At 44.9% G+C, this 14,077-nt stretch carries 17 protein-coding genes and 1 tRNA gene; 2 read left to right on the top strand and 16 right to left on the bottom strand.

Annotated elements, in window-relative coordinates; genetic code table 11:
- Positions 1-3: 3 nt before the first annotated feature.
- The 10 genes from V3V99_02725 to V3V99_02770 form a co-directional block, all read right to left on the bottom strand.
- Complete coding sequence (locus V3V99_02725; protein MEE9441566.1) at positions 4-162, bottom strand: hypothetical protein; 159 nt, start codon at positions 160-162, stop codon at positions 4-6.
- Positions 163-178: 16 nt separating this feature from the next.
- Positions 179-583 (bottom strand): hypothetical protein, encoded by a 405-nt coding sequence (locus V3V99_02730; protein MEE9441567.1) that lies wholly within the window; start codon positions 581-583, stop codon positions 179-181.
- Entirely contained in the window at positions 573-896 is a 324-nt protein-coding gene (locus V3V99_02735; GenBank protein ID MEE9441568.1) for a hypothetical protein, read from the bottom strand. Before V3V99_02735 ends, V3V99_02730 begins: the two co-directional genes overlap by 11 nt.
- Positions 880-2,262 carry an aminomethyl-transferring glycine dehydrogenase subunit GcvPA gene (gcvPA, locus tag V3V99_02740; protein ID MEE9441569.1) on the bottom strand — a complete coding sequence of 461 codons (1,383 nt, stop codon included), beginning with the start codon at positions 2,260-2,262 and terminating at the stop codon, positions 880-882. Before gcvPA ends, V3V99_02735 begins: the two co-directional genes overlap by 17 nt.
- Before the next feature lie 7 nt (positions 2,263-2,269).
- Complete coding sequence (gene gcvH / locus V3V99_02745; protein MEE9441570.1) at positions 2,270-2,650, bottom strand: glycine cleavage system protein GcvH; 381 nt, start codon at positions 2,648-2,650, stop codon at positions 2,270-2,272.
- Positions 2,651-2,670: 20 nt separating this feature from the next.
- Positions 2,671-4,056 carry an acetyl-CoA carboxylase biotin carboxylase subunit gene (gene accC, locus V3V99_02750; GenBank protein ID MEE9441571.1) on the bottom strand — a complete coding sequence of 462 codons (1,386 nt, stop codon included), beginning with the start codon at positions 4,054-4,056 and terminating at the stop codon, positions 2,671-2,673.
- Between the two features lie 127 nt (positions 4,057-4,183).
- The gene (locus V3V99_02755; protein MEE9441572.1) at positions 4,184-5,317 is read right to left on the bottom strand and encodes a PilT/PilU family type 4a pilus ATPase; all 1,134 of its coding nucleotides are present in this window, start codon (positions 5,315-5,317) and stop codon (positions 4,184-4,186) included.
- 27 nt (positions 5,318-5,344) lie between these two features.
- Complete coding sequence (accB, locus tag V3V99_02760) at positions 5,345-5,815, bottom strand: acetyl-CoA carboxylase biotin carboxyl carrier protein (GenBank protein MEE9441573.1); 471 nt, start codon at positions 5,813-5,815, stop codon at positions 5,345-5,347.
- Between the two features lie 42 nt (positions 5,816-5,857).
- On the bottom strand, positions 5,858-6,955 hold the full coding sequence (locus tag V3V99_02765) for an aminopeptidase P family protein (protein MEE9441574.1): 1,098 nt from the start codon (positions 6,953-6,955) through the stop codon (positions 5,858-5,860).
- Complete coding sequence (locus V3V99_02770; GenBank protein MEE9441575.1) at positions 6,939-7,568, bottom strand: tetratricopeptide repeat protein; 630 nt, start codon at positions 7,566-7,568, stop codon at positions 6,939-6,941. The genes V3V99_02765 and V3V99_02770 overlap by 17 nt, the downstream gene beginning before the upstream one ends.
- A gap of 161 nt (positions 7,569-7,729) precedes the next feature.
- On the opposite strand from V3V99_02770, the gene V3V99_02775 reads away from it, so the two are divergent.
- Positions 7,730-7,975 (top strand): CDGSH iron-sulfur domain-containing protein, encoded by a 246-nt coding sequence (locus V3V99_02775; protein ID MEE9441576.1) that lies wholly within the window; start codon positions 7,730-7,732, stop codon positions 7,973-7,975.
- Positions 7,976-8,179: 204 nt separating this feature from the next.
- Complete coding sequence (locus V3V99_02780) at positions 8,180-9,094, top strand: hypothetical protein (GenBank protein MEE9441577.1); 915 nt, start codon at positions 8,180-8,182, stop codon at positions 9,092-9,094.
- Between the two features lie 46 nt (positions 9,095-9,140).
- Here the strand turns inward: V3V99_02780 and V3V99_02785 are convergent.
- From V3V99_02785 to V3V99_02810, 6 genes are all read right to left on the bottom strand, one after another.
- Positions 9,141-9,226 (bottom strand) — tRNA-Leu (locus V3V99_02785).
- 20 nt (positions 9,227-9,246) lie between these two features.
- Positions 9,247-10,278: a site-specific integrase gene (locus V3V99_02790; GenBank protein MEE9441578.1), complete on the bottom strand. Its 1,032-nt coding sequence runs from the start codon at positions 10,276-10,278 to the stop codon at positions 9,247-9,249.
- Positions 10,279-10,333: 55 nt separating this feature from the next.
- Positions 10,334-10,537, bottom strand: a complete 204-nt coding sequence (locus V3V99_02795; protein ID MEE9441579.1) for a helix-turn-helix domain-containing protein — start codon at positions 10,535-10,537, stop codon at positions 10,334-10,336.
- A complete protein-coding gene (locus V3V99_02800; protein ID MEE9441580.1) occupies positions 10,530-11,351 on the bottom strand; it encodes a replication protein in 822 nt (273 codons plus the stop codon). Before V3V99_02800 ends, V3V99_02795 begins: the two co-directional genes overlap by 8 nt.
- 21 nt (positions 11,352-11,372) lie before the next feature.
- A complete protein-coding gene (gene dnaB, locus V3V99_02805) occupies positions 11,373-12,749 on the bottom strand; it encodes a replicative DNA helicase (GenBank protein MEE9441581.1) in 1,377 nt (458 codons plus the stop codon).
- Positions 12,750-13,067: 318 nt separating this feature from the next.
- A partial coding sequence (locus tag V3V99_02810) for a DUF4328 domain-containing protein (GenBank protein MEE9441582.1) occupies positions 13,068-14,077 on the bottom strand: 1,010 nt, incomplete at its 5' end.

The following is a 14,077-nucleotide window of genomic DNA, read 5'->3' on the forward strand; positions in this document are numbered from 1 at the left end:
TGGTCAGTCAATTCGCCAGAAAGATATTAAAACTTTCTTTCCTTGTTCAGTGGCCGTTTTGAGAGCGGTATCGTAAGAATCGACGAAAGTAACCTCGCTGGCGGCGCTCATTCCGGCAAACGCGAAAAACACCAGAAGCGCAGCCCAAAAAGTTTTCTTCATGTTGTCCTCACTTTGTTTAGTTTATGTCAATTAATCTTGCTTTTTTCCAATCTTCACCCAGAATTACTTCGCCCTCTTGCATAGCATCTTCAGCGAATTCATCGGGAACTAAAATAGTAAATCCTCCCCCAACCGGACGATAGGAAGATATACCCATTTGACCGGTGGCGCCGAAATGTCCTGCTCCCGAAATCATTACCGCGGGGATGTTTTTTGCCTTAAAACTCCCCATTACTAACTGGGTGAGTTGATCGCTTAGTAATCTAACAAGGGGAATCCAATTATCATACACGGCCTCATCTTTCTCATCATCACCGGGTAAAGAATCAACCAATTTAGTACCACAATCGGCACACTCGCCGATTCCCCATTCGTATTCATATTTACATTTAGGACAAAACGGCATAAGATTACCCCTCATCCCCCTCAGATTTATCCGGTTTGCTATCAATAAACATCTTCACCAGTTCCAAAGCCTCGGTTTCATGTTCGCCCGGAACCATAATCTTAAATGTCTCTATCTTGCCAGTATAAAACGATCTCAATTTCAGGCCGGCCGAACCTAATACACCCGGTTTGGTGTCCAATACGGCGGGTATATCATAAGACTTCAAACCATTTACGGCAAATTCAGCGGTCGTGCGATCGGGCGCTTCAGCCACTACTACCCAATGAGTCCTTTGCCCGATTTCCTCAGAGAGTTCACCGTTTATTTCGTTATTTTCGAAACCCATCGCTTACTGCAGTCTGCGCAGAATTCTCCTTACTATTTATTTGCGATAATACTTCAACTAAAGCGTCGCAGTCGTCAAAGCTATTCATTTCTGTAACAGCCAAAAGCAAGTGGTTGTTCATTTCTGAATAAAAGCGGCCTAGATCGATTCCTGCTCCAAAACCCTTTGCTTTAGCGAATTCAAGTATTTGTACGGCCGCGGTATTCGTTTCCACGACGAATTCCTTGAAAAACGGTCTTTCATCCCAAACCCGATATCCCTCAAGCTGAGATATTTTATCGGCCAGATAATGAGCCCGCTCGGTAGATATTTGGGCAAGGCGCGGTATGCCGTGTTTACCCATCAAGGACATATAAAACGTCGCGGCCGTAGCGCATAAGGCTTCATTGGTACAAATATTGGAAGTCGCCTTATCCCGCCGGATATGCTGTTCTCTCGTTTGGAGAGTCAGGACGAATCCGGGTTTTCCGTCAACATCCGTTGTCCGAGCGGCCAGTCTCCCCGGAATCTTTCGAACGAATTTTTTGCGGCAGGCAAATAATCCCAGAAGAGGCCCGCCGAAATTTTGAGGGATTCCCAGCGATTGCCCTTCGCCCACAGCGATGTCGGCGTTATACTCGGCCGGGGTTTTCAATATACCGAGAGAAATCGGATCGAAAACATTGATGAATAATCCGCCGGCATCATGTATAGCCCGCTCACCTTGTTCAATATCCTCAAGATATCCGAAAAAATTCGGCTGACCCAAAATTAAACAGGCGCACTGATCATCTAATAATCCGTTTAATTTGCCGTAATCGGTCGAACCGTTAGCGCGGGGAACGGTGATTATTTGCAAATCTACCCCCTGAATTGATGTTTTCAGGACATCTCGATATAATGGATTGACCGTTTCAGATATTACGATTTTATTTCGTCGGGTGTGATTGATGGCCAGAAGAGCCGCTTCGGTTACGGCCGTCGCTCCATCATAGAGCGAGGCGTTGGCGACATCCAAACCGGTTAGGCGGCATATATGGGTCTGGAACTCATAAATAATCTGAAGCGTCCCCTGAGCGACTTCGGCCTGATATGGTGTATAAGCGGTTACAAATTCCGGGCGCATCGCCAGCGACCAGACTACCGACGGGGTGAAATGATTATATATTCCTCCCCCGATAAAATTGGTCTTGCAGGTGTTATTTTGTCCCGCCAGCTCTTCCAGGAAACGGACAAGCTCCGGTTCGCTAAGCGCCGACGGCAAATTGAGTGGTTTTTTCAGGCGCAAATTCTCCGGAATCGGGTCGAATAAATCGTCAGTTTTGGAAACCCCGATCCACTCAAGCATAGCTTTTATATCTTCAGGGCTATTGGGTATGTATACCATCCGTCGTTTATTCCGTAATCAATTCTTTGTATTGATCCGCATCGAGAAGACTGTCAATTTCATCAGGATTTGAAATTTTGACTTTTATCATCCAGCCCTGACCGTACGGATCGTTATTTATAATTCCGGCGTCTTCTTCAATCAAATCATTGACGGCGTCCACCGTACCGTTGACGGGAGAAAACATTTCGGAAACCGCCTTTACGGCTTCAATGGTCCCGAACGGTTCCTTTTGCTTTACTTCACTCCCAATTTCCGGAAGTTCGACAAAAACTATATCGCCCAATTCTCCCTGGGCAAAATCAGTAATTCCGATTTCGGCTACATCACCGTTAAGACGGACCCATTCATGTTCTTTTGTATACTTCAATTCTTCAGGAATATTCACATAACCTCCAAATAAAATCCTCAGGCATTCTGCTTTGCTTTATCCCTCTTTTGTAATCCGGCTTCCTCGCTTAAGTGTTTTTCGATAAACGAGGTGTCAAAATTCCCGGACGCGAAATCGGATTGTGTTAAAATTAATTTATGAAAATCAATCGTGGTCGGCACTCCTTCCACGATGAATTCATCTAACGCGGTTAGTGTTTTCATGATAGCATGCCGGCGGTCATTACCCTTGACAATCAGCTTGCCGATCATGGAATCATAAAACGGGGGAATAACATACTGTCCGTAGGCATGAGTATCCACTCGAACGCCATGTCCCCCCGGTTGATGAAATGTGGTAATTTTACCCGGAGCCGGTCGAAAACTATTGTGGGCATCTTCGGCGTTTATCCGGCACTCGATGACATGGCCCCGAAAATTGACGTCTTCCTGACGTAACCCCAGCTTCTCCCCCGCGGCGATTTTTATCTGTTCGGCAACAATATCAATCCCGGTCAATTCCTCGGTCACGGGGTGTTCTACCTGAATGCGCGTATTCATTTCCATGAAGTAAAATTGACCGTCGTTATCGACCAGAAACTCAATCGTCCCGGCGCCTCGATATCCGACCGCGGCGGCGCCTTTAATCGCGGCCTCACCCAATCGGCGACGCAGGTCGTCATCGACAATCGGCGATGGCGATTCTTCCAGCAACTTTTGATGCCGCCGTTGGACCGAACAATCGCGTTCCCCGAGATGAATGATATTGCCGTAATTATCGCCAAGGAGCTGCACTTCGACATGATGGGATTCTAAAACCACTTTTTCAATATATAAAGCCCCATCATGAAAAGCCGATTCAGCCTCGGCTCGCGCCATATTAAAGGCCGTTTCCAATTCTTCCGGAGCCGCGGCGATTCTCATCCCGCGGCCGCCGCCTCCGGCGGAGGCCTTAATCAATACCGGATAACCGCTCTGAGCGGCGATACGAGCCGCTTCGTCAATAGTCTGTACCAAGCCATCGGAACCGGGAATCGTCGATACCCCGGCCTTCTGCATCAATTCTTTGGCTTTGGCCTTGGCCCCCATCTGACGAATCATCTGCCCGCTCGGTCCGATAAAAGTGATTTCGCATTCTTCGCAAATCTCGGCGAACTCGGCATTTTCGGCTAAAAACCCGTAGCCCGGATGGATGGCTTCGGCGTTGGTTACTTCGGCCGCGGCAATTATCCGTTTGGGATCCAGATAAGATTCAAGGGCCAGCGGAGGCCCGATACAAACATCTTCGTCGGCAAATCGCACATGCAGAGAATCGGCGTCAGCCTCCGAATATACTGCCACCGTCTTGATTCCCAGGTGTCGACAGGCTCGAATTATCCTGAGCGCAATTTCGCCCCTGTTTGCAACGAGTATTTTTTTGAACAATTATCTTCCTTCCATTTAGGTTAGGTATAATAACCAATCCCCGGTCGCATTTCAACAAAACAAAATAACTTTGAGCAAAAAAAAGGCCGCCCGCAAGTGGCGGCCTTGGTAGCTTTTTCAACCGAAATTATTTCCTGAATCCTTCCTTACTTACTTCAGAATCCGATTTGTGTTCATCCCATCTGTCGGAGGCACCCACGATCCCCTTGACTCTCATATCAAAATCATCCGGGTTGGTCGCGGCGTTCATGGCAACCTCGTAACTGATCAGGCCCTGCTTATAGAGTTTCATAATCGATTGATCAAAAGTCTGCATGCCGTACTGACCGGTTCCCGACTCAATCAAATCGGGAATATTCCCGAATTTTTCCGGTTCCATAAGACAATCGCGGACGGCGGCGGTATTTATCAGAATTTCCAGAGCCGGTACACGACCGGGCATATCGTGACGAGTCAACAATCGCTGACATATGATTGATTTAAGCGTTCCTGCCAGTAATAATCGAATTTGCTGATGCTGATGGGGCGGGAAAAAGGAGATAATTCGCGAAATTGTTTCCATTGTATTAAGAGTATGCAAAGTCGTGAGAACCAGGTGACCGGTATCAGCCGCCGTCAGGGCTATTGACATCGTTTCCAAATCACGAATCTCACCAATCAAGATAGTATCGGGATCCTGACGAAAGGCGTGGCGCAAAGCGGTCGCGAATGATTCGGTGTCTCCTCCCACTTCGCGCTGAGCGATAATTGATTTTTTATCCCTGAAAATATATTCTATCGGGTCTTCAATAGTCATAATATTGCTCTGGCGATTAGCGTTCATTTCTTCGATAATTGCCGCCAGAGTAGTTGATTTACCAGAACCGGTTGTGCCGGTAATTATTATCAAGCCTCTGTTATCATAAGCCATTTTTCTTATCGTGTCGGGTATATATAGTTCCTCAAAACTGGGGATTCGAGTATTAACCGAACGAATAGCTATACCTACGGTACCGCGCTGGCGGAAGAGGTTTATACGAAATCGGCCCAGCTTGGCGACCGACAAAGCCAGGTCAAGCTCATTGCGCTTATAAAATTTTTTCTGCTGTTCTTCGGATAAAATCTGGGAAACTACCTGCTGCATATTTTCGGCCGTCATAGGATCGCCCTCTATTTGCTCTAAATTTCCATTGGTTCTTAAGTAGGGGCGAATTCCCACTCGGAGGTGAAGGTCAGACGATTTTCTCTTTTGCATTTCGATCAACATCTTTTTCAGGTTCATCTGATCCTCCTAATATGTCGATTTGGCCTACCCCGATGGATCGACCAGGAATAAGGTTTGACCAAACTCTACCGGTTTGGCGTTTTCAACACAGACCTTGGCGATGCGGCCGGAAACTTCAGATTCGATCTCATTCATCAGTTTCATCGCCTCGACGATACAAACGACCTGGCCCTTTTCAATCTTTTGATTTTGCTCCATATACGGCTTCGCGTCCGGAGCCGGGGCCTCGTAAAAAGTACCGACCATAGGCGATTTGATCGCGACAAACTTATCTTCATCCGCCGCGGGAGCTGCAGCCGCCGGAACCGCTTCAGGAGCGGGAGCCGGGATCGGAGCCGCCGCTATCGTCACTACCCGAGTGTCTCCGTTTGACATGGATGAACCGTTAAGTTTCCGTGTTATCCGGACTTTGCGCCACCAGCTGGAGACCTCAAGGACGTCTATATTTGATTCTTCGACCAACCGAATCAGTTTCTTTATTGTCTTTTCTTTCATTTTCTACCTCAAAATTTTGTATCTGAATAAGGTAGTAGAAATTTATCCAATTTCCAATAAATTTTTTGGAGCTTTTGTCAGGATTGTACATCCGCCGGGGCGGATTACGACGTCATCTTCAATCCTGACGCCACCCCAACCCGGAAAATACAGCCCCGGTTCTATCGTGACGACCATATTTGATTTTAAAATGTCTTTACTCAACATTGATAGCCTGGGACCGCTGTGGACCTCTATTCCTATGCCATGACCGGTACCGTGACCAAAGTACTTAACCAATTTTTTCTTCTTGAAATAATTACGGCAGGCCGCGTCAACCGCTTTACCGCTTACACCCGCTTTAGCCTTTTTTATGCCAGCCAATTGAGCTTTCAAAACCGTATCGTAAATTCGTTTCTGTCTTGCGGTTGCCTTGCCTAAAACCACGGTCCGGGTAGTGTCTGACACATAACCGTTATACAGCGCGCCAAAATCAAACGTAATGAAATCGCCCTTTTCGAGAATCTTAGCCGATGCCGTACCGTGAGGCATTGAAGACCTGTAACCGGAGGCAACGATCGTGGGGAACGCCTCTTTATCGGCTCCGAGAACTTTCATCTGGTATTCCAGTTCAGCGGCAACTTCTTTTTCCGAAATTCCGGGCCGCAAAAATCCCAGAATCCGTTCGAAAGCCCGATCGGATATTTGGGCGGCTTTCTTCAATAGCGCAATCTCTGTTTTATCCTTAATAATCCACAAATCTTCCAGCATATTGGGATATTCTATAAATATCGCCTTAGGCATGGCCTTCATCAATTGATTTTTCAAATCAATAGTCAACCGGTGTGACTCGATTGCGACCTTTAGATTCTTCTTTTGTGTCGCATTAATATCAGTTAATGACGGTATAAGCGCTTTTTTTGAAATAATAATTTTGGCGCCGGAAACTTCATCAGCGGCCTGCTCAGTATATCGAAAATCGGATATGAAATAGGCTGATTTTTGAGACACAAATACACATCCGGTGCTGCCCGAAAAACCGGACAGCCAGCGCACTCCCGGAACCTCGGTAGTATCCGAACAATCATAAATAATGATCACGGCCGCATCAATATTATCCGCGGCTAATTTCTTTCTGAGTCTATCAATGCGAGATTTCATCAAGATGTCCTTTATTAGATAATTTTTTTTCTACGGATGACAGTTTATTTGAAATACGAGAATTATCTTCATCAGTTATTAATCTCCGATAAACTTCCCGGGCCAGCTTATAATACCCCTGCTCCCTGTAAATATCGCCAATCGTTTCGGTTACAAAGGCCGGGTCCAATATGCTGTCACCGCCTTTTGTCAAATGTTCTTTCTTTCGTTTAACCGTGAGCCGGTGGGTTTGAGATTTTTCAACCTTATTTATCCTGCAATACAGTCCCCGACAATTGGGAGCCAATTCAAAAACTTTGCGATAATAACTTATCGCAGCCGCCTCATGCCCTTCCTCGAAAGAAATATCACCGAGAAATTTCAGGGCCGTTAAGTTATTTGAATCCAGTCTTAGTGTTTTTAGAAATTCATTTTGTGACCGCTCATAATCACCGGCAAAAAACAATGAACGGGCCATTATTAAATGCGCCGACAAAGACGCTGGCTCATTTTCGATATGTCGAAGACAAACATCAACGGCCCGCGAATATTCTCCCTCTTCAAAATGTTTTTGAGCGACCGCGGGCAAATACCCTTTACTTGCTAATGGTTGATTATCTTCCTTAATATTCATAAGCGTTTTCGGCAATCAGCCCATAATGATACGATGTGCCTAATTTATAGTCAAGCCAAAACCCTGTAGAATTCGTAATCAATAAAAGACAAGAATATAAAATTTTCGTATCATAGATGTGAGAACTTTATCATAACTCAAAATTCAGCGGAGGGAATTTTATGAATGACCCCAAAATTGCCGATAGATCGCCCGCCATCCTGAAATTGGAACCGGGGCAATACTGGTGGTGCGCCTGCGGTCGTTCGAAAAATCAACCGTTTTGTGACGGGTCTCATCAGGGCACCGAATTTACACCCCACGAATTCACCGTCACGCAAACACAAAGAATAGCGCTGTGCCGATGTAAACGAACTAATAACAAACCGCTATGCGATGGCTCACACAGAAAACTGCCACCCGAATAAAAATATCGGATAAGCCAACTACGCGCAATTAAAAAAGGAATGCCATAGATTTATTAAAACGGAATTCAAATGCCGGAGGCCGGACTTGAACCGGCACGGGGCATATGATCGAATTGGAATTTATCATAATAAATAGTTGCACAATATCATCTTGAATGTCGTCTTGTATTTATTAATTTATGTACAAACTAATGGGGTGATACAATGAAGAATATCTTTCAGATTTGGGGCACAATATTAACGCTTATATGGATATTAAGTTTCTTCGGGGTGGCGTGCGGAGAAACTGTTACCGAAAACAACTCGACAACTTATGCCGGACCATATCTTGGCCAACATCCCCCGGGAGATAGCGCCGTTTTATTTGCCCCCGAATTGTTCGTCCGCGAGAACGAAAGCCACGACACCCCATATTTCACGCCCGAAGGTAAAAAAATGCTCTGGGGTGCAATAATGCCCGATTTAATGGCGGGCGCCTGTATGGAAATGAACGATGATGGTGTTTGGTCTGAAATCATGGCGCCCTGTCGCGGTGGCGGAAGTATACTCAGACCGGACGGCAACCGATTGTATTTTCATCAATTTGAAGCCCCACCGGGAGTCAAATTTCCTGACAAACAAGGTCGCGAGTTCATGTGGTATGCCGACAAAGTGGGCGATGAATGGTCGGAATCGAAACCGGTTGACTCAGTTGTCAACAAATACTCCATGCACTGGCAATTCGGCGTCGCCGCCAACGATAATTTATATTTCAGTGTCGGGGGAAACCTTTGCTGTGCCGAATATGCTAATGGCCGCCACCTGGAACAGCAACCCCTTCTTGGAAAGAATAACAAAAATATTCCCGGAGGACTGCCATATATTGCCCCCGATGAAAGCTACATTATTTATGCGATATTGAATGATCGCAGGCTAGGTGATTTATTTATTAGTTTTAAGACCGAGGATGAGACCTGGACCGATGGACAGCGATTAGGCGGCGGAATAAATACTGAAGCAAGTGAATTGTGCCCCAAAGTCACACCGGACGGCAAATATTTATTCTATATCGGTGATGGAGCCGGCTTCTTCCGCCCGTTCTGGATAAATATGTCGATAATACATGCGCTAAAGCCATAATCTCGAACTGACATACTTTTTTGCGAGGATAGCCAAGAATTCAAAATGCCGGAGGCCGGACTTGAACCGGCACGGGCCTGACGGCCCAAGGGATTTTAAGTCCCTGGTGTCTACCAATTCCACCACTCCGGCATTCGTTGTATACCAACAAGTTACGTCGATGTTTGCTTTATTGATTTCTTCTGGGTGTCCATATAGTGTCCATTAAAATACTTCAAGGACTCCACTGCATGCCTTTTATGCTCTGGACTGAGATGTGAATATCTGAGTGTCATCTCAATCGTCTGATGCCCGAGTAGCTCCTTCACAGTAAGTAAATCCGTTCCATTCATCACAAGATGAGACGCGAACGTATGTCTCAAATCGTGAAAGGTAAAGTTATCAATCTTCGATCTCTTCTTTGCATATTCAAATGCCTTGCGAATATTAATTACCCGACCTCTCCCCGGTCTCGTGAATATGTGCTCAGATCGTTTCGGCATACTCTTAATCGCAAACAATACTGGCTCCAACATTGGTATCTGTCGGTCATGGCCACTTTTAGTCCCGCAAACATATATGATTTTCTGATCGATGTCCAGACTTTCCCAGCGTAAATCCAATATTTCTTGCTTGCGCATGCCGGTATGCAGGGCAACAATCACTATCGGACGGAGAGTATCATTACAGGCATGAATAAGTCGCTTGATTTCATCATTAGACAAGTACCTAATCCTGCCCGGATTCTCTCTGAACATCTTCACCTGTTTGACGGGATTCACCGCGGCCATATCCCATTCAATTGCTTTTGTAAACATGTGCTTCATGCAAGCGAGTTCGCGATTCACGGAAGCCCCACTGACTTCCGTGTTTCGTGCGCTTTTGAATTTCTCTACCGATAGCGGAGTAATCTCGAATAATTTCTTATCAGAAAACCATCGCTTTAATACCTTGATGCTTCGATAATCCCGCTCCCAAGACCGCTTATTTGCCTTTGCATATTCCATATACTGATCGCAAAGTAAATCAAATAACAACTCGGGACGCTTTTGAATATCAAGGAAGCTTTTCTCCGCCACTTGGGTCTTGCGTTTGGCGAGTACCGATTGAGCCATCTTCTTATTTGGCCCAATCGCCTCACGTTTACGCCGACCCTGAACGTAGTAATCTATATACCACGTTCCGCTCTTTTTGTATAATCCCATAATATCAACACCTTCAATTTATTTACGGAGTTCAATGTATTAGAGTCAACAAGAATTAGCACGGATCACCGAAATCGGTGGGCTGTACCTTATTCTGCTCGATCCATCGTTCGACATCGTTATTATCGAATAATACTCGCCTGCCCATTTTGACATATGGAATCTCACGTCTTTGCGATACCCATGAATCAATCGTATGGAGACTAAGGCCAAGATATTCGGCAAGCTGTTTCTTATCGAAGAATCTACTCTTACTCATTGGGCACCCCCTCCCAGAACGACTCATAGTAGTCCTGAGCGGTAACATAATGGCGAAATACAAGTCCGTCGCCCAGTTCGTACTTAGGGTCGTCAATGAGAGTATGTAGGTAACCGAGAAGATTGTTGATCTCTTTACATGAATCCTCAATGCGCTGATATAGCCGCCAGCAACAGAAGACAATCCAAGATGGTGTACCCTTCTTTGCAAGCTGTCCGGCCAGCTTCCAATAGTTGCCTTTATAATTATTTTGTATGGTGTCCTGGAAGTCGTAGGATTCTTCAGCCACTTTTTTAAGTGCCTTAACTGCCCAGCTCAGTTCTTCTTTTTTAGAGTCAACCGGCGAAGCCGGTGATATTTCTTTTGTATAGTTTTCTTTCTTTTCTTTTGTATGCGCCCTATTGGGTGGCAGTTTTGCCATCCTTTTGGGCGGCACCCTGCCGTCTTTTTGGGTGGCAGTTGGTCTTTTCTGATATTCTGCCCATTTATCATAATCCTTCTGAAATCCATATCTTACTGTTCTATTAGGATTTTTGATTTTTAATAAAACACCCTTTTCGACAAGAGACTTCAGTAAGATATTACATTTTCGTCTATCAATTCCGGTTTTCTCCGCGAACTGACTATGCGAAATCCTGTCTGTTTTCTTCTTTACAAATCCACCGGAGTCTTTTATAGGATTTCCCTTGCGATCCTTTTCGATATATCCGTAGGTTTGTCTGAATACGACCCACAAGATTCGCCATTCTTGCCCAGTAATGAGGATACCGACAGAATTGATCGACCAATTCATTTGCCAAGTCAATATGCCCATTTTCCCTCTGAGGATTCGCCATCAGAAATCACCCCGCTTCGAATGACTTCTAAATGTCATGGTTTCCTCATCGAAGTATAAAGGCACAGCCCCAGTCGGCCCGTTGCGATTCTTACCAATAATGATTTCAGCTTCGGTTTTCGATATACTGGAAGATTGCTGATTCTCAGGTTTATGACTTTCATAAACCCATGGCCGATGTACAAACATAACCACGTCGGCATCCTGCTCGATTGCGCCACTGTCCCGCAAATCCCCAAGATTCGGTCTTTTACTCTCCCGCGACTCTACTTTCCGATTCAACTGAGATATGGCAATCACCGGAACATTGAGTTCTTTGGACATGGCTTTAAGCTGTTTGGAAATCTCGGCAATCTGTAGGTTCTGGGTTTCACCTTTGGCACACATTAGTTGAATGTAATCCACAACAATGACAGCCAAATTATGTTGGCCTGCAAACCGCCGAGCTTTGGCCCGAATTTCAAGCGGAGTCAGGGATGAGGAATCGTCAATCTTGACGTTTCTTGCAGTAAAAGCACCCATCGCCTCGGCGACCTTTTTCGCCTCAGCGTCCGATAATTGCCCCCTGTCGGCCTTAGAGAACGGCACACCTGCCAGGGAATAGAGTGTCCTCTTGGAGATATCCAGCTGCGACATTTCGAGAGAGAATAGAAGCCCCCAGTGATCACCCTGACAGGCGTTATTGAGAATATTCACAGCTAAGGCAGTTTTACCCATTGATGGGCGTCCTGCAAGTACGTACATATTCCCAGGTTTGAGACCGCTTAGCTTGTAATCAAGATCGGGGTATCCGGTAGATAATCCCGCCAATCCATTACCGCGCTTTTTGCGCTCATCATAATCGGCGATAATTTCTGATGCAATATCTGCGTAGCTCCGAATCTCTGTAGCGGAAGTCCGGTGCGATATGTCAAATATCTTCTGCTCGGCCTGATCGAGAATCTCATCTGCTTCGTCTTCCTGCCGGTAACAGAGATCGATTATTTCCATTGAAGCAATTATGGTATCGCGAAGTATAGCAGGCTCTAATACATTCTTTGCATAATAAGCCACATTCGCAGACGTAGCAACTCCGTCAGCCAGTTCTGTAATAAACGTTCGCCCACCGCAGTCTTCGAGCATATCGTTTTTTTCAAGGTGATTTGAAACGGTAACAATGTCAGCCGGACTCGATTTGTCGTATAACTCGATTATGGCATCGAATATCTTACGATGACCGGGCGAGTAAAACCTCCGGCTCGATTGCAATACCTCAATCGCCTGACCAATCGCGCTCTCGCTGGTCAGCATTGAACCCAATACCGCCTGTTCCGCGTCTAAGGAATTTGGCGGTTGCCTGTCAATATTTCTTCCCCTATTCAGATCGACCACCCCCATTGTTGGAGGGTGACATATTCATTATGATAATCTTCAAATTGCGAAGCTCATTCATTAAATCCAGAGCTACGATTTTTGAAGATTCGTGTTTGGAATAGAAGGAATTTATCATGTCCTGTGTGAGCCTCCTTAGCTAACACTTTGGTACAGGATTGTGTTAGTAATTCCCCATTCTTATTGCGAGGTATACGTGGGTATCTAATCTCCATTAGAGATAAAAACCATAGGGCTATTCTTATTATCGGAGTAAGGGTGGCAATCGCTGACGGCCTTAGACCTAATATTGGTTTGATAAATCTGGTGATCAAGAAAATAATTTTATAAACCAATAATTGCTTTATATCTCGCATATTGGAGTTTTTCAATTAGACTGATGAGCAAAATTGAAAAAACCGCAGCCACGATAATGACAAAATAGCAAATCGGAAATAGCCAATCTAATCCAGAGTCCCGAGGAAAATTGTCATAGGGAACGTACCATATTGGAAAATGAAAAGCCAAAAAGGTAACCGCCCACCATATTACAGGCATGGCGATCGTCAGGAGTCTGTTATTTTTCGCATAGGTTTCATTGGACTGCAAGTGTGATAGAATTATTTCTCTGGCGATAACAATAGGAAATAAATATTGGGCATGTGGAATAAAATGTCCTCCGATTGCCAAAATTGGATTAAATTTTAATCGTTCACCCTTGATGTAACTTAGATTTTTGTAGGCTCTATAAAACCACCAAAGAAACAAAGGGGGGATGATAATAAGTCCCAAGACTGAAATAACAGAGGAAAACATAATCGATAAATCGGCACTTATGCTAATTGAAATATCGGAATCTGAAATCGAGAACAAAAACTCTATCGAACAGGTCAGAATAATTAATGCAAAAGCTACATAAAGACTTATTTTGAGCAATCCGCCCGACTTAAAATTCTTTAATTCCGTCATTTTATCTTCAGTGCTTAATAATCTACCTTCTCGCCAGGCAAGGATATCATTTTTAATATATCCTCTTGACAATAGATGCTCTTCCAAGAATTCAATTGAATCCGGAGCATATTCGTTCTTTCGCATTGCCAAAGCCTCTAATACTTCGGAATCGGTTAATTCCAGTGTTTTTGGCAAAGATATGAGATTTATGGTTACGGATTGCGGATTATTGGGATCAGGATAGGTCTGATATTTAATAGGTTTTAGGTACTCGGCCAGAGGTGGTTGCAGGATTTTGGACAATGTGTTAAGGTGGAAATGAGACATTATTATGAGGAGCTTAAGTATGAGAAAGCGACGAAGTTTTTCCGCCGAATTTAAGTCCCGAGTTGCGCTTGAGGCAT

It is taken from the genome of Candidatus Zixiibacteriota bacterium, assembly GCA_036480375.1.
In the GTDB taxonomy this organism is placed as follows: domain Bacteria; phylum Zixibacteria; class MSB-5A5; order GN15; family JAAZOE01; genus JAZGGI01.

Coding starts and splice junctions, on each gene's coding strand:
- V3V99_02790 (MEE9441578.1), bottom strand. CDS start 10,278: ATGGGATTATACAAAAAGAGCGGAACGTGGTATATAGATTACTACGTT.
- V3V99_02775 (MEE9441576.1), top strand. CDS start 7,730: ATGAATGACCCCAAAATTGCCGATAGATCGCCCGCCATCCTGAAATTG.
- dnaB (MEE9441581.1), bottom strand. CDS start 12,749: ATGGGGGTGGTCGATCTGAATAGGGGAAGAAATATTGACAGGCAACCG.
- V3V99_02795 (MEE9441579.1), bottom strand. CDS start 10,537: ATGAGTAAGAGTAGATTCTTCGATAAGAAACAGCTTGCCGAATATCTT.
- V3V99_02765 (MEE9441574.1), bottom strand. CDS start 6,955: ATGAAATCTCGCATTGATAGACTCAGAAAGAAATTAGCCGCGGATAAT.
- V3V99_02730 (MEE9441567.1), bottom strand. CDS start 583: ATGAGGGGTAATCTTATGCCGTTTTGTCCTAAATGTAAATATGAATAC.
- V3V99_02770 (MEE9441575.1), bottom strand. CDS start 7,568: ATGAATATTAAGGAAGATAATCAACCATTAGCAAGTAAAGGGTATTTG.
- V3V99_02725 (MEE9441566.1), bottom strand. CDS start 162: ATGAAGAAAACTTTTTGGGCTGCGCTTCTGGTGTTTTTCGCGTTTGCC.
- V3V99_02735 (MEE9441568.1), bottom strand. CDS start 896: ATGGGTTTCGAAAATAACGAAATAAACGGTGAACTCTCTGAGGAAATC.
- accB (MEE9441573.1), bottom strand. CDS start 5,815: ATGAAAGAAAAGACAATAAAGAAACTGATTCGGTTGGTCGAAGAATCA.
- V3V99_02755 (MEE9441572.1), bottom strand. CDS start 5,317: ATGAACCTGAAAAAGATGTTGATCGAAATGCAAAAGAGAAAATCGTCT.
- gcvPA (MEE9441569.1), bottom strand. CDS start 2,262: ATGGTATACATACCCAATAGCCCTGAAGATATAAAAGCTATGCTTGAG.
- V3V99_02780 (MEE9441577.1), top strand. CDS start 8,180: ATGAAGAATATCTTTCAGATTTGGGGCACAATATTAACGCTTATATGG.
- V3V99_02800 (MEE9441580.1), bottom strand. CDS start 11,351: ATGGGCATATTGACTTGGCAAATGAATTGGTCGATCAATTCTGTCGGT.